Source organism: Methyloversatilis discipulorum (assembly GCF_018780585.1).
Lineage (GTDB): Bacteria > Pseudomonadota > Gammaproteobacteria > Burkholderiales > Rhodocyclaceae > Methyloversatilis > Methyloversatilis discipulorum_B.
On sequence record NZ_JADMJL010000050.1, the window covers coordinates 1 to 17,062 of the forward strand.

Annotated in this window: 19 protein-coding genes; 6 read left to right on the plus strand and 13 right to left on the minus strand. The window is 63.7% G+C overall.

The features are described from left to right. Window positions 1–119: 119 nt before the first annotated feature. The 8 genes from IV112_RS21580 to IV112_RS18715 all read right to left on the minus strand — a co-directional run bounded on the left by IV112_RS21580 (window position 120) and on the right by IV112_RS18715 (window position 4,882). On the minus strand, window positions 120–425 hold the full coding sequence (locus tag IV112_RS21580) for a DUF6980 family protein (protein WP_438362264.1): 306 nt from the start codon (window positions 423–425) through the stop codon (window positions 120–122). A 54-nt stretch (window positions 426–479) separates the two neighbouring features. Continuing rightward, entirely contained in the window at window positions 480–863 is a 384-nt protein-coding gene (locus IV112_RS21535) for a pentapeptide repeat-containing protein (protein ID WP_368500644.1), read from the minus strand. Between the two features lie 93 nt (window positions 864–956). Further along, a complete protein-coding gene (locus IV112_RS18690; protein WP_304006067.1) occupies window positions 957–1,262 on the minus strand; it encodes a hypothetical protein in 306 nt (101 codons plus the stop codon). A 477-nt stretch (window positions 1,263–1,739) separates the two neighbouring features. Beyond that, a complete protein-coding gene (locus IV112_RS18695; protein WP_304006070.1) occupies window positions 1,740–2,282 on the minus strand; it encodes a hypothetical protein in 543 nt (180 codons plus the stop codon). An 87-nt stretch (window positions 2,283–2,369) separates the two neighbouring features. Further along, window positions 2,370–2,978 carry a hypothetical protein gene (locus IV112_RS18700; protein WP_304006073.1) on the minus strand — a complete coding sequence of 203 codons (609 nt, stop codon included), beginning with the start codon at window positions 2,976–2,978 and terminating at the stop codon, window positions 2,370–2,372. 73 nt (window positions 2,979–3,051) lie between these two features. Then, a complete protein-coding gene (locus IV112_RS18705) occupies window positions 3,052–3,615 on the minus strand; it encodes a 3'-5' exoribonuclease domain-containing protein (RefSeq protein WP_304006075.1) in 564 nt (187 codons plus the stop codon). Window positions 3,616–3,705: 90 nt separating this feature from the next. Further along, entirely contained in the window at window positions 3,706–4,107 is a 402-nt protein-coding gene (locus tag IV112_RS18710; protein ID WP_304006077.1) for a DUF5071 domain-containing protein, read from the minus strand. Between the two features lie 448 nt (window positions 4,108–4,555). Further along, window positions 4,556–4,882, minus strand: coding sequence for a hypothetical protein (locus IV112_RS18715; RefSeq protein ID WP_304006080.1), 327 nt, complete (start codon window positions 4,880–4,882; stop codon window positions 4,556–4,558). Between the two features lie 874 nt (window positions 4,883–5,756). Here IV112_RS18715 and IV112_RS18720 point away from each other — a divergent pair. Further along, the gene (locus IV112_RS18720) at window positions 5,757–6,764 is read left to right on the plus strand and encodes an integron integrase (RefSeq protein ID WP_304006082.1); all 1,008 of its coding nucleotides are present in this window, start codon (window positions 5,757–5,759) and stop codon (window positions 6,762–6,764) included. Between the two features lie 47 nt (window positions 6,765–6,811). Here IV112_RS18720 and gatB read toward each other — a convergent pair whose 3' ends face one another. From gatB to gatC, 5 genes are read right to left on the minus strand one after another with little or no spacing between them, the layout of a single operon-like run. Further along, window positions 6,812–8,281: an Asp-tRNA(Asn)/Glu-tRNA(Gln) amidotransferase subunit GatB gene (gatB, locus tag IV112_RS18725; protein ID WP_304006085.1), complete on the minus strand. Its 1,470-nt coding sequence runs from the start codon at window positions 8,279–8,281 to the stop codon at window positions 6,812–6,814. Window positions 8,282–8,300: 19 nt separating this feature from the next. Further along, on the minus strand, window positions 8,301–8,807 hold the full coding sequence (locus IV112_RS18730; protein ID WP_304006087.1) for a hypothetical protein: 507 nt from the start codon (window positions 8,805–8,807) through the stop codon (window positions 8,301–8,303). Then, window positions 8,804–9,115, minus strand: coding sequence for a hypothetical protein (locus tag IV112_RS18735; RefSeq protein WP_020162874.1), 312 nt, complete (start codon window positions 9,113–9,115; stop codon window positions 8,804–8,806). The genes IV112_RS18730 and IV112_RS18735 overlap by 4 nt, the downstream gene beginning before the upstream one ends. 4 nt (window positions 9,116–9,119) lie before the next feature. Beyond that, a complete protein-coding gene (gene gatA, locus IV112_RS18740) occupies window positions 9,120–10,574 on the minus strand; it encodes an Asp-tRNA(Asn)/Glu-tRNA(Gln) amidotransferase subunit GatA (RefSeq protein WP_296807550.1) in 1,455 nt (484 codons plus the stop codon). Window positions 10,575–10,582: 8 nt separating this feature from the next. After that, window positions 10,583–10,870 carry an Asp-tRNA(Asn)/Glu-tRNA(Gln) amidotransferase subunit GatC gene (gene gatC / locus IV112_RS18745; RefSeq protein ID WP_020162876.1) on the minus strand — a complete coding sequence of 96 codons (288 nt, stop codon included), beginning with the start codon at window positions 10,868–10,870 and terminating at the stop codon, window positions 10,583–10,585. Between the two features lie 261 nt (window positions 10,871–11,131). Between gatC and IV112_RS18750 the strand changes: the two genes are divergently transcribed. From IV112_RS18750 to rodA, 5 genes are all read left to right on the plus strand, one after another. Beyond that, window positions 11,132–12,175: a rod shape-determining protein gene (locus IV112_RS18750; RefSeq protein ID WP_019915967.1), complete on the plus strand. Its 1,044-nt coding sequence runs from the start codon at window positions 11,132–11,134 to the stop codon at window positions 12,173–12,175. Window positions 12,176–12,278: 103 nt separating this feature from the next. Then, window positions 12,279–13,181, plus strand: a complete 903-nt coding sequence (gene mreC / locus IV112_RS18755) for a rod shape-determining protein MreC (RefSeq protein ID WP_020162877.1) — start codon at window positions 12,279–12,281, stop codon at window positions 13,179–13,181. Further along, complete coding sequence (mreD, locus tag IV112_RS18760; RefSeq protein ID WP_020162878.1) at window positions 13,178–13,702, plus strand: rod shape-determining protein MreD; 525 nt, start codon at window positions 13,178–13,180, stop codon at window positions 13,700–13,702. Before mreC ends, mreD begins: the two co-directional genes overlap by 4 nt. Window positions 13,703–14,028: 326 nt before the next feature. Continuing rightward, window positions 14,029–15,918: a penicillin-binding protein 2 gene (mrdA, locus tag IV112_RS18765; RefSeq protein WP_304006095.1), complete on the plus strand. Its 1,890-nt coding sequence runs from the start codon at window positions 14,029–14,031 to the stop codon at window positions 15,916–15,918. Further along, the gene (rodA, locus tag IV112_RS18770; protein ID WP_029143896.1) at window positions 15,899–17,062 is read left to right on the plus strand and encodes a rod shape-determining protein RodA; all 1,164 of its coding nucleotides are present in this window, start codon (window positions 15,899–15,901) and stop codon (window positions 17,060–17,062) included. Before mrdA ends, rodA begins: the two co-directional genes overlap by 20 nt.

Sequence of the window (17,062 nt, forward strand, 5' to 3'; positions counted from 1 at the left end):
ACAACGGCATGTGAACGGGCGAGGGTGGGAAGGGGGTTTTTCTACAGCCTCAACGTAGAGCTAACCGGCCGCCGCTTGCGGCAGTCCAGCGACCGAAGGGAGCGAGGTTGATCGCCATGTTAGATGCTATACCACTCGTTGGTTTTGTATTTCATCGGAATGTCCTGCTCGAACGGGTTGTCGAAGCCGAGTGATTCAAGCTCATCAAACCAACGGTCGCGGAGCGATTCGGGTAGCCGCGCCCCACACCAGGGACACCATTCTATGGAGATGGAACTTGAGCCCCCATCATGAATGATCAATCCGTATTCATTAAACACGGGGGAGTAATCGACCAGACAATCAGCGCATTCATAGGGCGATGAGTGCTCACTGCATTTGTTGTCAATTTGCTTTCGCATTTGGTCGCAGCAGTGGTTTGGCATGACATCTAACGTAAAGGTCAGCGGCCGCCGCAGGCGGTCCGATGGAACGACAAGTTAAAGCGCATTGGCCGTCTCCTGCTCTAAACCTACGGTTCCTTGCTGTGAACACGCGTACCACCGCGAACCGCTGAACGAGCAGCCCTTGCCAAAGCTGTCGACCGCGAACTCGCAGTTCTCAAACTCACATTCGACAAAACGACAGTCGGCGAATGTGCAGCCCCGGAACTTCGTGTTCCTGAACTTGACACTGATAAAGACAGCCAAGTTGAACAAGCCCCAGTAGAAGTCGCAGTCAACGAAGCTGCAATCAAGGAACATGGAATCTACATGGGGGCCGTCGTCTTCGATTTGGACGAACTCGCAGTAGCGAAAGGCGTTTTCCGACCATCCAGGGCTACTAGGAATTCTGCCTCGGAAAGTCTCGGAGTCGACTTGCATGCGCTTTAACGTGGAGCTAACCGGCCGCCGGAGCGCGCAGCGCGAAGGGAACCCAAAAGCGCAGCTTTTGGGCGGTCCGTGTTGAGCGCCAGGTTATGCAGCAAGTGCAAAACCCAATGCAAAAGAGCCGCTGACCAAGAGAAGAAGAAAGATTTCAAACTTCAAGAACCTCGATTCACGAAAAAAGCGTCGTGCGCCGACGCGCGGCCATTGATTGAACACGAGAACCCACTGCATCAGTAGGCAAGTTGCACCAAGCGTCCAAGGGATGGGCTTCGGTTGAGCAAGGAGAGCGGGCACCCACCACAATGCCGCGATACCACCGACAACAAGCCAAATGAGAACCAAAAAGACATAGCCGGCACGGGCGTAAGCAGTCCAGAGTGCGTCCATATTCATGAATTCGGCATCCCTCTCTCGTTCAGCGCGTCGGGGTTTGCGGCATAACGTCGTAGTTGTGCGGACGCCGGAGCGGCGCAGCCGCGCAGGGAACCCAAAGCGCAGCTTTGGGCGGTCCGCTCGAACGCAGTGTTGGACGGCACCGAGACCGTCAGCGAAGGCACGTTGCGCATGACGAAGCCCTTGCCCCTCACAATTGATTTGAACTGAACCAGGCAAGCGGCGCCCGCTACGGCCTGCTACCCTCAATGCCCCGAAACACTAGCACAAGGGCATGGCGCAACAAGGGGCGAGCTCACTCAAGCTCGGAGTGCCGCGCCGGCACTTTGCAACGATCGTGGCAGGTGCCTGCTCGGGCGCGGAACGTCGACTTGGACCGCCCGCCTGAAACCTAAAGAACCGGTGACGTTCAACGTTTGACATGAGAGGCCAGGCCCGGCTTGCCGGGACTGGTCCTCTCGATGGAAGGGTTGGGCGTCATTGCAGAAGCGCCACAGACTCGTTCTTGATCTTGAACCAGTTTGCAAAGCCTCCGATGTGCTCGTAGTCGAAGGGCTGACCGTGCAAGGAACTCAGATCGATTGAAAACTGTGAGCCCTGCAGCGCGAGCGAGACGATGCGCGCGTACTCTGGCCCTCTTGCCTCCCAGAGAGGTAGCGCCGGATTGTGAGCAAACGCGCAGCGGACCATATAGACCAACGTACGCAGCTCATCGGCAGGTAGCCTCGACTTTGGTTTGCGTGACAGGCCAGCTACCGCGAACGCAGCTTCGAGCACCATTGCCGATGTTCCGAAGGCCATGCCGATAAGTGCCTGGCTGGCGGGAATGACAGCCTCGTTCGAGCTGAAATGTTTCGTAGGGAAGCCCACGTTCTCTGTCTTCAGAAGGATCGTGGTATCTGCGTCAAAGGTCTCGAGATCGAGGTGGCCACCTTCGCAGTAGCACATCAACTTGATGGCGAATTCAAGGTGGCGAAAAGCGTGTTCGACGTCGGCAAGTGCTTCAGCGATCGTGTTCATGACGCTCAACGTGGAAGTGAGGGGCAGCCGGAGCGAAGCGGAGGGAACCACAAGCGCAGCTTGTGGCTGTCCCGCTCGACTGCAGGGTTAGACAATGGATGGCTCATTGTGGAACTTGGTGTATTCGTTGAAGTAAACCTTGCCGGACTTCACCGAAAAGGTGGTTTTCCTCTGGGCCGGAAGAGTCGATGCATCTTCGCCAAGCCATGAAGGAAGAGTGCAATCAACAAAAGTGCAGTCTTTGAAACCGGCCGTGAATGCGTCGACGTTCAAACTGCAGTTGCTAAAAGTGCAGTCTTCGAAGTTACCAACAAACATAGCGCCAGAGAAGTCAGTACTCTCGAACGTGCAAGAGACAAACAGACCTGTGACGTGGCTTTTCTTGGCGCGAATCTTGATGAAATTGCAGTTCTCGAACGAACCTCCCAGCCGCGAGAATGGCCCTGACGAATCAAACAGAGAGCGCCGAATAACGCTGCTGGAGATAGTGATGCCCGTGCCTCTCTCCATGCTTGAAGAATTGGAAAAGTCGGCATCTTCAATCAGAACTCGGGTGAGCGCACTAAACCTGCAGTTTCTGAAGTCAAGCCTGTTGCTTGACGTCTTGGCCAAACTCTCTGTGGGGAGCGTGCGAACCCGGTAGTCCCCTTTTGGAGGAGGATACAGAGCCCGTAGAAGTTCGGCGTTTGTGCCCATTCGCGATGCTGTCTAACGTTTGACATGAGAGGCCCGACCCGGCTTGCCGGGGCGGGTCCTCTCAATGGAAGGGTTAGGCGCCGCTCTTCGCATGATTTGCTTTGAGCATGTTGCAGAACAATGCTCCTTGTTCAATCGCATCATCAAGCGCAACGTGCGTGTGAGGAAACTTGTCGAACCACTGTTTTGGCATGTTGCGCTTGGTACTTTCTCGATACTCAGTCTTCAGCACTGCCATTGCATAGGACTTCATATCTAGCGCTGAGTGGCTGAACGGGCTCTCCCCGACAAAGCGAATGAGATACCAGTAGACGAATAGGAAGTCGAAGCCCGCCGGATAGGCGACAAATACAGGCTTTCCTTTAAGCGACTTGATCCAGTCGACGTAGGCGCGCATTGCACTTTCTGGTTTCTGCAAGTCCTTTCTGCATGCTGCCCATGCCTCTGGTTGCGTGGCCCACCATTCGGCTGTCTTTGGATGAGGCGTTGCTCCATCCAGTGTTTCGAGGTTCGCGGAGAACGTTGAGACGAGCTTCTTGTCTGCCGTATACGCAGCAGAGCCGAAGCTCAACATGGAATGAGGACCTGGGATTGGCCCGTCAGTCTCAACGTCGGTACTTATGTAGATCTCACTCATGTAGATGTAGTTGTTGTTGTGATTGGCGGCGCCTAACGTGGAAATAACCGGACTGCGCGGCTTTTCGCGCAGGTCCGGTTGATTGCAGGGTTATGCGTCTTCGCTGCCATGGCGCATGATTATTTCATGGGCATGAATATTCAACTCTTCTTCACGTTCGCCTGCAGTTGGAAACGACACAAGTCTCTGGAGTTCTGAACTAAGCTCGTCGGCAAGAGGGGCAGACTCGGCCACTATGCCGGCAAGAAGCGAATATTTCCAGGTGTCATCGTTTGTTTGAAGGATGCGGCGGATATGTGGTGCAAGCGGAGTGCCGATAGATGCCAAAAACGGACATAGCACGCTTGCCACAGGCCAATTGAGATCTTGGACCCACTCAAGAAGCGACGGAAGGATTGGCTCGACTTCCGGGTAACCCAAAGTGACAATGGCTTCGGCTTTCGCAGTGTCGTGCTTGCCAGCCGGCAGAAGGGAGCTGAGGTCAAGACGCATAACGTCGTAGTTGTGCGGACGCCGGAGCGGCGCAGCCGCGCAGGGCACCCAAAGCGCAGCTTTGGGCGGTCCGCTCGAACGCAGTGTTGGACGACACCGAGACCGTCAGCGAAGGCACGTTGCGCATGACAAAGCCCTTGCCCCTCACAATTGATTTGAACTGAACCAGGCCAGCGGCGCCCGCTAGGGCCTGCTGCCCTCAATGCCCCGAAACACTAGCACAAGGGCATGGCGCGACAAGGGGCGACCTCACGCGTGAGCGGAGTGCGCAGCGACCACTCTCGCTGACCGCTGCAGACGCTGGCTCGGGCGCTGGACGCCGACTTGGACCGCCCGCCAGGAACACGAAGAACCGGTGACGTTCAACGTAGAGCTAACCGGCGCTGCGCGGCTTTATCGCGCAGCGTCCAGCGACCGAAGGGAGCGAGGTTGAGCGCCGGGTTGGGCGTCACCTTGCGACTCCATATTTTTCGCCTAGGTCGAGCATATGATGTCCGAGAACCTGCCGGAGCAACTTGTCGATGACAACGACGAGATATAGGTTGCTTTTGTGCGTTGGAATCAGTACGTGCTGGAACGCGCCGTTGCTCGACTCGTAGATGTGCTTGACGTTCCAGTCGCAGGAACATACCTCTGGGAATTCCTGACGTAGCGCGGGTTCAGCGTAGCCCCACAAATCTATGACTTCTTCAGCGTTGTTAGTTACGTCATTCATGGGCGGAATAAAGGTCGCCCCGAATTCAGACTCACTGAGTGTGCGCGGAGAAGTTGTCATGATGCTCAACGTCGTAGTTGTGCGGACGCCGGAGCGGCGCAGCCGCGCAGGGAACCCAAAGCGCAGCTTTGGGCGGTCCGCTCGAACGCAGTGTTGGACGGCACCGAGACCGTCAGCGAAGGCACGTTGCGCATGACGAAGCCCTTGCCCCTCACAATTGATTTGAACTGAACCAGGCAAGCGGCGCCCGCTACGGCCTGCTACCCTCAATGCCCCGAAACACTAGCACAAGGGCATGGCGCAACAAGGGGCGAGCTCACTCAAGCTCGGAGTGCCGCGCCGGCACTTTGCAACGATCGTGGCAGGTGCCTGCTCGGGCGCGGAACGTCGACTTGGACCGCCCGCCTGAAACCTAAAGAACCGGTGACGTTCAACGTCGTAGTTGTGCGGACGCCGGAGCGGCGCAGCCGCGCAGGGCACCCAAAGCGCAGCTTTGGGCGGTCCGCTCGAACGCAGTGTTGGACGACACCGAGACCGTCAGCGAAGACTCGTTGTGCATGACGAAGCCCTTGCCCCTCATAGTTGATCTGAACTGATCCAGGCCAGCGGCGCTCGCTACGGCCTGCCGCCCTCAATGCCCCGAAACACTAGCACACGGGCATGGCGCGACAAGGGGCGACCTCACGCGTGCTCGGAGTGCGCGGCGACCGCTTTCGCTGACCGCTGCAGTCGCTGGCTCGGGTGACGGACGCCGACTCGGACCGCCCGCCAGAAACACGAAGAACCGGTGACGTTCAACTTTGTTTTCTGGCGCAGTTTTGCGCCATAACTACGGAGGCTGCCGGATAAACAGGCCAGGGTGATGGCAGGGAAACGGCCTTGCCATAACGGTTTCAGCTGCCTATGCTGTATATTCATACAGCATTAAACGGCGATGAAAAACCTCACCCCTTCACTTCCGCCCCTGAAATCGGTTCGCTTGCTCGATCAACTGCGCGAGCGGGTTCGCTATCTTCATTACACCATAAGCACCGAAAAGACATATGTGTATTGGGTGAGGGCCTTCATCAGGTTTCACCGGCTGCGTCACCCGGCCACGATGGGGCGGGTCGAGATCGAGGCTTTTCTGTCCTGGCTGGCCAATGAGCGCAGTGTCGCGGTGTCGACGCACAAGCAGGCGCTGTCGGCGCTGCTCTTTCTTTACAGGCATGTACTCGGCATCGACCTGCCGTGGATGAGCGAGATCGGTCGGCCGCGTACGACGCGCCGTTTACCTGTTGTGCTGTCGCCCGAAGAGGTGAAACGCGTCTTCGAGCGGCTGGACGGCGAGCACCGCCTGTTTGCGCAGTTGCTCTATGGGACCGGCATGCGGCTGACGGAGGGCCTGTGCCTGCGGGTGAAGGATGTCGATTTCGAACGCCTCACGCTCATCGTGCGTGAGGGCAAGGGGCGGAAGGACCGCGCACTGATGCTGCCGCAGTCGCTGGTGCAGCCCCTGCGTGACCAGATGGCGCGTGCCCGGTTGCTGTGGGACGACGACAGACGCGCTGGGCGCGCCGGCGTCGATATGCCGGACGCGATTGCCCGCAAGTATCCGCGTGCAGATGCGTCCTGGGCCTGGTTCTGGGTGTTTCCTCAGGCGGACCATGCGGTGGATCCGCGCAGTGGCGTGGTCCGCCGTCACCACATGTACGACCAGACCTTCCAGCGGGCCTTTCAGCGCGCGGCGCAAAGGTCAGGGCTGCACAAGCCGGCGACGCCGCACACTTTGCGGCACTCCTTCGCCACTGCCCTGCTGCAGTCCGGCTACGACATCCGCACGGTTCAGGATCTGCTCGGCCATGCGGACGTGTCGACCACCATGATCTACACGCATGTGCTCAAGGTCGGGGGCGGCGGCGTGCGCAGCCCTCTGGACGCGCTGCTGGCACCGTCCGCCTGACCGGGCAGGCAGCGGGGCGCGGCTTGCGCGCCCTGGTGTACCCGATGTCAGCCGCCCAGCTTCTTCTTCAGCAGCTCGTTCACCTGCGCCGGGCTGGCCTTGCCTCGGCTGGCTTTCATCACCTGGCCGACTAGGGCGTTGAAGGCCTTTTCCTTGCCGGCGCGGTATTCCTCGACCGACTTCGGGTTGGCGGCCAGCACTTCGTCGATGATGGGTTCGATGGCCGAGGCGTCGGTCACCTGCTTCAGGCCCTGCGCGTCGATGATGGCGTCGGCATCCGGGCCTTCGCCGTTCCACAGCGCGTCGAACACCTTCTTGCCGATGCTGTTCGAGATCGTGTTGTCGGCGATGCGGGCGACCAGGCCGGCGAGCTGGGCCGGGCTGACCGGGCTTTGCGCGATGTCGCGCTCTTCGCGGTTCAGGCGTGCGGCCAGTTCGCCCATGACCCAGTTGGCGAGCGGTTTAGCCAACTGAGTGGCCTGCGCAGCGCCGGCGATGGCGAGCGCGTCGGTGAAGTACTGGGCGGTTTCGCGGCTGGCGGTGATGCCGGCGGCGTCGTAGGCGGACAGGCCGTAGTCCGATTGCAGGCGCGCGGCCAGCGCGGCCGGCAGTTCCGGCATGGCGCGGCGCACTTCGTCCACCCATTCGGCGGCGATCACCAGCGGCGGCAGGTCGGGGTCGGGGAAGTAGCGGTAGTCGTGCGCGTCTTCCTTGCTGCGCATCATGCGGGTTTCACCGCTGTCCGGGTCGAACAGCACGGTGGCTTGCTGGATCTTGTGGCCGTCCTCGATCTGTTCGATCTGCCACTGGATTTCGTAGTCGATCGCCTGCTGCAGGAAGCGGAAGCTGTTCAGGTTCTTGATTTCACGGCGGGTGCCCAGCGGCTCGCCCGGGCGACGTACGCTCACGTTGGCGTCGCAGCGGAAGCTGCCTTCCTGCATGTTGCCGTCACAGATGTCGACCCAGCGCACCAGCGCATGCAGCGCGCGCGCATAGGCCACCGCCTCGGCGCTGGACGACATGTCGGGCTCGCTGACGATTTCCAGCAGCGGCGTGCCGGCGCGGTTCAGGTCTATGCCCGACATGCCATGGAAATCTTCGTGCAGGCTCTTGCCGGCGTCTTCTTCGAGATGGGCACGGGTGAGCCGTACCACTTTCTCGTAAGCCTTGTCACCCTCGCCGACTCGTATCGTCAGCGTGCCGCCCTGCACCACCGGCAGTTCGTATTGGCTGATCTGATAGCCCTTCGGCAGGTCGGGGTAGAAGTAATTCTTGCGCGCGAACACCGAGCGCGGTGCGACGGTGGCGCCGATGGCGAGGCCGAAGCGGATGGCGCGCTCGACGGCGGCGCGATTCATCACCGGCAGCACGCCGGGCAGCGCCAGGTCGACCGGGCTGGCCTGCGCGTTGGGCGCGGCGCCGAAGGCGGTCGAGCTGCCGGAGAAGATTTTCGAGGCCGTGTTCAGCTGGGTATGTGTTTCCAGACCGATCACGACTTCCCAGTTCGCTCTGCTCATGGTGCTTTCTCTCTGTGCTTTACCGGCAGTTGCCGGTCCTGCGGCTCACCAGCGTGGGCCACAGGTAATCGTGTGCGCCGGGCGTGCAGTACGCGGCGCAGTTGCGGTAGGACACGGTCACTTCGTCCTTCTGTTCCCACATGCTGATGGTGCAGGCACCGGCGACCAGCGTGGGCGTGTGATCGAAACTCGTCTGCCGGAAAGCCGACAGATCGAAGCTGCAGCGACCCTTGCTGCCCATGTTCACGTCGGAGGCGAAACGTTCGACCTTCGAATTCTTCACTTCCAGCTGCAGCCGGCCCTCGGTGCCGATGTCGTCGCGGTAGCTGCAGTCGGCCTTCGCCTGCAGCGGCCGCGCGGGAATCGGCAGCGGCTTGGTGCTCTTGATCGGCGGCTTCGGACGCCCCGCTTCCGGCGTCTGTGCCGGCGGCAGCGGTCGCTGTTGCGCCGGCGGCTGTTGCAGGGGGGCGCAAGCGGCAAGCAGCGCCAGCGCCGCGATCAGCGGCAGCGCGAAACGAAGGGTCAAAGCAGTTCGTCCCGCTTCTTGCGCAGACCGTCCGGCATCTTCAGCGAGGTCTTGTCCCAGCCCTCGATGTCGAGCACGCGGTCGAGCGCCTCTTCGAGCAGCGCGTGTGCGCGGAAAACGGCGTCGGCGATGGTGCGATGGCTGTCGGCCATGTCAGGCATTTCGCTCATGCAGTTCATCTGGTACTGGTGCAGGGTGCGCAGCTCCATCATCTGCGCGGCCAGCTGGGCCGGGCAGGCGCACATGTAGATGCCGGCCTGGTCCAATATCAGTTGCAGCTGCGTGCTGCTGTAGCGAAATGTCTGCATCGTGTCAGTTCTCCGGTGTGCGCAGGTGCCAGTCGGTCGCCTGCTGGAACTGGTGGGCGGCGCCCAGCATGCGCGCCTCGTCGAACCAGCGGCCGACGATCTGCAAGCCGACCGGCAGGCCGTCGGCGCCGAAGCCGGCGGGAATGCTCATGCCCGGCAGGCCGGCCAGATTGATCGACGTCGTGTAGATGTCGCCCAGGTACATGGCCAGCGGGTCTTCGTCGTTCTGGCCGATGCGGTACGCGGTGTTCGGCGTCGTCGGCCCCATGATGAGGTCGCACTGCGCAAAGGCCGCTTCGTAATCTTCGGCGATCAGCCGGCGCACCTTCTGCGCCTGCAGGTAGTAGGCGTCGTAGTAGCCGTGCGACAGCACGTAGGTGCCGATTAGGATGCGCCGCTTCACCTCGGCGCCGAAACCCTGGGCGCGCGTCTTTGCGTACATGTCGTCGAGGTTGCCGTACTCGGGGGCGCGGTAGCCGTAGCGCACGCCGTCGAAGCGGCTGAGGTTGGAGCTGGCTTCCGCCGGCGCGATGACGTAGTAGGCCGGCACCGCCATGCCCGAGCGCGGCAGGCTCACCTCGACGGTGACCGCGCCCAGCGTGCGGAAGGTGGCGAGCGCGGCCTCGACCGCAGCGCGCACGTCGGCCGACATGCCGTCGCCGAAGAATTCCTTCGGCACGCCGATGCGCAGGCCTGCCAGCGGCTGCGCCAGCGCGCGGGTGTAGTCCTCGGCCGGGCGCTGCAGGCTGGTCGAGTCTCGTTCGTCGAAACCGGCGAAGGCGTTCAGCAGCAGCGCGCAGTCTTCGGCGGTGCGCGCCATCGGACCGCCCTGGTCGAGGCTGGAGGCGTAGGCGATCATGCCCCAGCGCGACACGACGCCGTAGGTCGGCTTGATGCCGCTGATGCCGCAGAAGGCAGCCGGCTGGCGGATCGAACCGCCGGTGTCGGTGCCGCTGGCGGCCGGCGCCAGGCCGGCGGCGATGGCCGCGGCCGAACCGCCGCTCGATCCGCCCGGCACGTGATCCGTGTTCCACGGGTTGCGCACTGCGCCGTAGTAGCTCGATTCGTTGGTCGAGCCCATCGCGAACTCGTCCATATTCGTGCGGCCCAGCGTGACCAGGCCGGCGGCGCGCGAGCGCTCGATCAGGCCAGCGTCGTAGGGCGCGGCGAAGCTTTCCAGCATCTTCGAGCCGCAGCGGGCGTGCCAGCCGGTCTGGCAGAAGATGTCCTTGTGCGCGATCGGCACCCCGGTCAGCAGGCCGGCCCGACCTTCGGCGCGCAGCGCGTCGGCGGCGCGGGCTTCGGTCAGCGTCTGTTCGTCGTTCAGTTCGACATAGGCGTTCAGCGCGGCGTTGGCGGCGCGGATGCGCGCCAGGTAGTCCTGCGCCAGCTCGACGGCCGACGCTTCGCCTGCCGCCAGCTTCGCGGCCAGCGACTTCACGGTTTCGGGGCTGCTCATACGATCGCTCATTCGATGACTTTGGGCACGAGATACAGGCCGTCCTCGACCGCCGGGGCCACCGCCTGGTAGGCGGCACGGCGGTCGCTTTCGGTCACGCGGTCCTCGCGCAGGCGCAGCACCAGTTCGGTGGCGTGCGCCATCGGCTCGACGCCGGTGGTGTCGATGGCCTGCAGCTGCTCGATCAGGCCAAGCATGGAATTGAGGTGGCTGCGCGTGCGTTCGAGTTCTGCGTCGGGCAGTTCGATGCGCGCCAGCTTCGCAATGTGGCGGACTTCTTGGTCGGTCAGGGACATGGAATGCAGATCCGGGGTGTCAGGTGCCGGGGCACCCGCAGGCAAAGATGTTTCGGTTCAAGGAGCTTATGCACTGTTGGGTTATCATTATGAACCATTCAGGCTGCCCGCCCGGCAGCTGGCCCGAACGTCCGGCCGCCACTCGCGGCCCGGGTCCGACGAAAGCTGCCGCCGGGTCGCCCGCCGCAACACCGCTGCTGACCACACCCGACCCGATTCCTGTTCCGGCCGCTGAGCGGCCGCTTTCATATAAGACCATCCATGTTCGGTTTCCTGCGTTCCTATTTTTCCAATGATCTGGCCATCGACCTCGGCACCGCCAACACGCTGATCTACGTGCGTGGCCAGGGCATCGTGCTGGACGAACCTTCGGTTGTCGCCATCCGCACCGAAGGCGGCCCCAACGCCAAGAAAACCATCCAGGCCGTGGGTCTGCAGGCCAAGCTGATGCTCGGCAAGACGCCGGGCAACATCACTGCCATCCGGCCGATGAAGGACGGCGTGATCGCCGACTTCACGGTGACCGAGCAGATGCTCAAGCAGTTCATCAAGAAGGTGCACGACTCGCGCCTGTTCTCGCCGTCGCCGCGGATAATCATCTGCGTGCCCTGCGGCTCCACCCAGGTCGAGCGCCGCGCCATCCGTGAATCGGCGCTCGGTGCCGGCGCCAGCCAGGTGTACCTGATCGAGGAACCGATGGCGGCCGCGATCGGCGCCGGTCTGCCGGTGTCGGAAGCGACCGGCTCGATGGTGGTCGATATCGGCGGCGGCACCACCGAAGTCGGCGTGATCTCGCTCGGCGGCATGGTGTACGCCGGCAGCGTGCGCGTCGGCGGCGACAAGTTCGACGAAGCCATCATCAATTACATCCGCCGCAACTACGGCATGCTGATCGGCGAAACCACCGCCGAGGCGATCAAGAAGGAAATCGGCTCCGCCTTCCCCGGCTCCGAGGTGAAGGAGATGGAAGTGAAGGGCCGCAATCTGGCCGAAGGCATCCCGCGCAGCTTCACCATTTCGTCGAACGAAATTCTCGAGGCGCTGACCGAGCCGCTGAACCAGATCGTGTCGGCGGTGAAGAGCGCACTCGAACAGACCCCGCCGGAACTGGGCGCCGACATCGCCGAGCGCGGCATGGTGCTGACCGGCGGTGGCGCGCTGCTGCGCGACCTCTACCGTCTGCTGATGGAAGAGACCGGCCTGCCGGTGGTGGTGGCCGACGACCCGCTCACCTGCGTGGTGCGCGGCTCCGGCACCGCGCTGGAGAAGATGGACCAGCTCGGCAGCATCTTCGCCAACGAGTGATCCAGCCCGTGACGTCCCGCCTGCTCACGCCCGCCTCGCCGCTGGCGCGGCGGGACGCCCGCCGCGCGGTGTGCGCGGCACCTTCGTGACGGTTTCCTGATTCATGGCTTCACCGGTCGCCGGACATTCCCCACCGCCGTTCTTCCGGCGCGGCCCGGCGCCGCTCGTGCGCCTCGTGCTGCTGGCCAGCGCTTCGCTCACGCTTATCGTGGTCGACTACCGGCTGCATTACCTCGAACTGGTGCGCCAGGCGCTGTCGGTGGTGACCACGCCGCTGCAGGTCGCCGCCGGCATGCCGGTGGCCGGCGTCCGTTCGGCCGGTGAGTACTTCGCCGACCTCGCCCGGCTGCAGGCGGAAAACGCGCAGCTCAGGCGCGAACACACCGAACTGGCGACGATACGGCTGCGCCAGGAACAGCTGGACCAGGAGAACACCCGGCTGCGCGCGCTGCTCGACATGCGCGAGCGGGTGAAGGTCGATGCGCGCGTCGCCGAGGTGATCTACGCGGTGCGCGACCCGTTCTCGCGTCGCGTCGTCGTAGACAAGGGCCTCACCCACGGCATCGAGCCGGGCAGTCCGGTGGTGGACGACGTCGGCGTGATCGGCCAGGTCACCCGCGTCTATCCGCTCAACGCCGAGGTCACCCTCATTTCCGACAAGGACCAGGCGCTGCCGGTGCAGGTCGCCCGCACCGGCGTGCGCGCGGTCATGTTCGGCGCCGGCAGCGGCACGCTGGAACTGCGCTACCTGGCGGCCGACGTCGATCTGCGCGAGGGCGACCGCATCGTCACCTCCGGCCTCGACGGGGTGTTCGTGCCCGGTCTGCCGGTGGCGCGCGTGAAGTCGGTCGACCGCGACGGCGAAGGCGGCTTCGTGCGCATCCTCTGCGTGCCGATCGCTGGCGTCGAGGCGCATTCGGCCGTGCTCATCATGGCGCCCGGCAAGCCGGTGCAGCCCGACAGCGTGCTGCCGGCCGCCGCCGCGCCGCAGGAGGCGAAGAAATGAACCAGCCCTCCTTCAGTTCGCGCCGCATCCTGCGCCCAGTCCGTCCGTGGTTCGTCTGGCTGTCGTTGCTGGTCGCCCTGCTGCTGAACCTGATGCCGCTCGGCCGCGCCTTCTGGCTGCCCGACTGGGTGGCGCTGGTGCTGTGCTTCTGGTGCGTGCGCGAGCCGCTGCGCGTAGGCATGGGCAGCGCCTTCGTGATGGGTGTCGTGATGGACGTCGGCTACGGCAGCCTGATGGGTCAGCACGCGCTCGCCTACGTGCTGCTCGCCTACGCGGCGACCACCTTCTCCCGCCGCATCCTGTGGTTCGGCCCGCTGCGCCAGTCGCTGCACGTGCTGCCTATGCTGGTCGGCGCGCAGTGCGTGATGCTGCTGGTGCGGCTGGCCGGCGACGCCGAGTTTCCCGGCCTCGAATACTTCGCCGGCGCGCTGATCGCGACGCTGCTGTGGCATCCGATCAGCTTCGTGCTGCTGCTGCCGCAGTACCGGCCGGAGAACAAGGACGAGAACCGGCCGATATGAGTGCCCCCACGCTCACTTCGTTCGCTCGGGAGGGCCGGCTTTGCACAGCCGACCCGTTCAGCAGGCGCAGCGCATGCGCTGCGAAACCCCTGCTTCACCCCCGCCATGGGGGCTGCGCTCGTTCCACGGTCGGCTTTGCACAGCCGACCGGTTGCGCGGGCGGCGAGCAGTGCTCGCCGAAACCCCCGCTACACCCTTGGGGCGGCCCTGCGCGCGGCGCCTCGGCCTCTACGCTCACGTCGTTTCGTTCGCTCCGGAGTGCCGGCTTTGCACAGCCGGTCCGTTCGCCCGGCACGACGCGTGACTGACAAGGGTCCCTCCTGCGCATGACCGACCTGAACAGCCCGGAACTGCAGCTCGTCCGCTTTCGCCGCCGCGTGTACTTCGCCGGTGCGCTGGTGCTGGTGTGCTTCGCGCTGCTGTTCTCGCGCTTCTTCTGGCTGCAGGTGGTCCGGCACGACTACTACGCCACCCGCGCCGAGGACAACCGCATCGCGCTGTTGCCGGTCACGCCGAATCGCGGCCTCATCATCGACCGCAAGGGCGAGGTGCTGGCGCGCAACTACTCGGCCTACACGCTGGAAATACAGCCCTCGCGCGTGGCCGATCTCGAAACGACGATAGACGAGCTGGCGCAGCTGGTGAATATCGAGGCGCGCGACCGCAAGCGTTTCCGCAAGCTGATGGACGAGTCGCGCAACTTCGATTCGCTGCCGATACGCACCCGGCTGACCGACGAGGAAGTGGCGCGCTTCATCGCCCAGCGCTATCGCTTCCCCGGCGTCGAGGTGAGGGCGCGGCTGTTCCGCCAGTACCCGAACACCGAACTGGCCTCGCACGTGCTCGGCTACATGGGCCGCATCAACCGGCGCGACGCCGAGCGCATAGAAGAGGCGGGCGTGGCCGACAACTACCGCGGCACCGACCACATCGGCAAGAGCGGGTTGGAGCTGTCGTACGAGAGTGATCTGCACGGCGTCACCGGCTTCGAACAGGTCGAGGTGACCGCCGCCGGTCGCGCGGTACGCGTGCTGTCGCGCACGCCGCCGCAGAACGGCAACAACTTGCGGCTGACGCTGGACGCCGGCCTGCAGCGCGTGGTCGAACAGGCCTTCGGCGAGCGGCGCGGTGCGCTGGTGGCGATCGAACCGTCGTCCGGCGGCGTGCTGGCGCTGGTGAGCAAGCCCACCTTCGATCCCAATCTGTTCGTCGATGGCATCGACAGCGCCAATTGGGAGGCGCTGAACACCTCGGCCGACCACCCGCTGCTGAACCGCGCCATCTATTCGGCCTACCCGCCCGGCTCGACCTTCAAGCCCTTCATGGCGCTCGGCGCGCTGACCGCCGGCAAGCGCACGCCGCAGTTCGCCATCGCCGACCCCGGCCACTTCGACTTCGGTGGCCACCGCTTCCGCGACGACAAGGTGGGCGGTCACGGCTCGGTGGACATGCACAAGTCCATCGTCGTGTCGTGCAACACCTATTACTACCGTCTGGCCGCCGACTGGGGCATAGACGGCATCGCCGGCTTCATGGCGCAGATGGGCCTGGGCAGCCGCACCGGCATCGACATCGAGGGCGAGGCGACCGGCGTGCTGCCGTCGCCGGAATGGAAGAAGAAGCGCTTCAAGAAGCCGGAACAGCAGAAGTGGTACGCCGGCGAAACGATTTCGGTCGGCATCGGTCAGGGCTACAACGCCTATACGATGCTGCAGCTGGCGCACGCGGTGTCGATACTGGCGGCCGACGGCGTCGTCTACAAGCCGCATCTGGTGAAGCAGGTCGAGAACGTGCGCACCGGCGCAGTACGCGAGATCGAGCCGCAGCCGACGCGGCGGGTGAACCTGAAGCCGGAGCACATCGCGGTGATCAAGCAGGCGATGGAAGACGTGAACAAGGCCGGCACCGGTGCCCGTGCCTTCGCCGGCGCGCCCTATGTTGCCGCCGGCAAGACCGGCACCGCGCAGGCCTTCTCGCTGCGGGGTGCGCAGTATCGCGGCGGCAAGCTGGCGGAAAAGCTGCGCGACCACGCGCTGTTCATCGCCTATGCGCCGGCCGACGACCCGAAGATCGCGCTCGCGGTCATCGTCGAGAACGCCGGCTTCGGCGCTCAGTCGGCGGCGCCGATCGCGCGCCAGGTGTTCGATTACTACCTGCTGGGCAATACGCCGGCAGGCCCTGCACCGGAGGATGCCGATGCAACTGACAGCGAGTAGATGGTCGGCGCTGCGCGAGCGCATCTTCGGCCTGCTGTCGGCGCTCGATCCGCCGCTGCTGGCGATCACCTTCGTGCTGCTGTCGCTGGCGACGCTGGTGATGGCCAGCGCCACCGCCGACTTCTCCTTCCGCTTCGACGCCCATCTGGTCAATCTCGCGGTCGCCCTCGGCGTCATGCTGGTGGTGGCGCAGATTCCGCCGCTGCGCCTGATGCAGCTGGCGCTGCCCTTCTACGTCGTCGGCGTCGTGCTGCTGATCGGTGTCGAACTGTTCGGCGAAACGTCGAAGGGCGCGCAACGCTGGCTCAACATCGGCTTCACCCGGATACAGCCGTCGGAAATGCTGAAGATTTCGGTGCCGCTGATGCTGGCCTGGTACTTCCACCGGCACGAGGCGCAGTTGCGGCTGCGCGACTTCCTGGTGGCGCTGGTCATCCTGCTGATACCGGTCGGCCTCATCTTCCACCAGCCGGATCTGGGCACTGCCATCCTGGTGCTGGCGGCCGGCGTATTCGTCATCTTCTTCGCCGGCCTGTCGTGGAAGCTCATCATCCCGGTGCTCGCGATCGGCGTGGTCGGCATCGCGACGCTGGCGGTCGAGGGCGACGCGATGTGCGCCGAAGGCGTCGAGTGGCCGGGCTTCAAGGCCTACCAGCGGCAGCGCGTGTGCACGCTGCTCGATCCGACCTCCGACCCGCGCGGCAGCGGCTTCCACATCATCCAGTCCAGCATCGCCATCGGTTCCGGCGGCGTGTTCGGCAAGGGCTGGAAGGAAGGCACGCAGACCCATCTCGAATTCGTGCCCGAGCGCCACACCGACTTCATCTTCGCCGTGATGGCCGAGGAGTTCGGCCTGCTGGGTGCGGTGGTGCTGCTGCTTATCTATATGGCGATGATAGGGCGCGGCCTGATGATCGCCGCCCGCTCGCCACTGCTGTTCGGTCGCCTGCTGGCCGGCGCGATTTCGCTGTCCTGCTTCACCTATGCCTTCGTGAACATGGGCATGGTGACCGGCGTGCTGCCGGTGGTCGGCGTGCCCTTGCCCTTCGTGAGTTACGGCGGCACCGCACTGGTGACGCTGTGCATCGGCCTCGGGCTGCTGATGTCGATCGAGGCGCACCGGCGCCGGCGGCGGGAGCGTTGA

Excerpts from the sequence above, each read along its gene's own strand:
- gatC (WP_020162876.1), bottom strand. The coding sequence starts at position 10,870 with ATGTCCCTGACCGACCAAGAAGTCCGCCACATTGCGAAGCTGGCGCGC.
- mreD (WP_020162878.1), top strand. The coding sequence starts at position 13,178 with ATGAACCAGCCCTCCTTCAGTTCGCGCCGCATCCTGCGCCCAGTCCGT.
- IV112_RS18700 (WP_304006073.1), bottom strand. The coding sequence starts at position 2,978 with ATGGGCACAAACGCCGAACTTCTACGGGCTCTGTATCCTCCTCCAAAA.
- IV112_RS18710 (WP_304006077.1), bottom strand. The coding sequence starts at position 4,107 with ATGCGTCTTGACCTCAGCTCCCTTCTGCCGGCTGGCAAGCACGACACT.
- IV112_RS21580 (WP_438362264.1), bottom strand. The coding sequence starts at position 425 with ATGCCAAACCACTGCTGCGACCAAATGCGAAAGCAAATTGACAACAAA.
- IV112_RS18735 (WP_020162874.1), bottom strand. The coding sequence starts at position 9,115 with ATGCAGACATTTCGCTACAGCAGCACGCAGCTGCAACTGATATTGGAC.
- IV112_RS18750 (WP_019915967.1), top strand. The coding sequence starts at position 11,132 with ATGTTCGGTTTCCTGCGTTCCTATTTTTCCAATGATCTGGCCATCGAC.
- IV112_RS21535 (WP_368500644.1), bottom strand. The coding sequence starts at position 863 with ATGCAAGTCGACTCCGAGACTTTCCGAGGCAGAATTCCTAGTAGCCCT.
- IV112_RS18720 (WP_304006082.1), top strand. The coding sequence starts at position 5,757 with ATGAAAAACCTCACCCCTTCACTTCCGCCCCTGAAATCGGTTCGCTTG.
- IV112_RS18695 (WP_304006070.1), bottom strand. The coding sequence starts at position 2,282 with ATGAACACGATCGCTGAAGCACTTGCCGACGTCGAACACGCTTTTCGC.
- gatB (WP_304006085.1), bottom strand. The coding sequence starts at position 8,281 with ATGAGCAGAGCGAACTGGGAAGTCGTGATCGGTCTGGAAACACATACC.
- mrdA (WP_304006095.1), top strand. The coding sequence starts at position 14,029 with ATGACCGACCTGAACAGCCCGGAACTGCAGCTCGTCCGCTTTCGCCGC.
- IV112_RS18705 (WP_304006075.1), bottom strand. The coding sequence starts at position 3,615 with ATGAGTGAGATCTACATAAGTACCGACGTTGAGACTGACGGGCCAATC.
- mreC (WP_020162877.1), top strand. The coding sequence starts at position 12,279 with ATGGCTTCACCGGTCGCCGGACATTCCCCACCGCCGTTCTTCCGGCGC.
- rodA (WP_029143896.1), top strand. The coding sequence starts at position 15,899 with ATGCAACTGACAGCGAGTAGATGGTCGGCGCTGCGCGAGCGCATCTTC.
- IV112_RS18690 (WP_304006067.1), bottom strand. The coding sequence starts at position 1,262 with ATGAATATGGACGCACTCTGGACTGCTTACGCCCGTGCCGGCTATGTC.
- gatA (WP_296807550.1), bottom strand. The coding sequence starts at position 10,574 with ATGAGCAGCCCCGAAACCGTGAAGTCGCTGGCCGCGAAGCTGGCGGCA.
- IV112_RS18715 (WP_304006080.1), bottom strand. The coding sequence starts at position 4,882 with ATGACAACTTCTCCGCGCACACTCAGTGAGTCTGAATTCGGGGCGACC.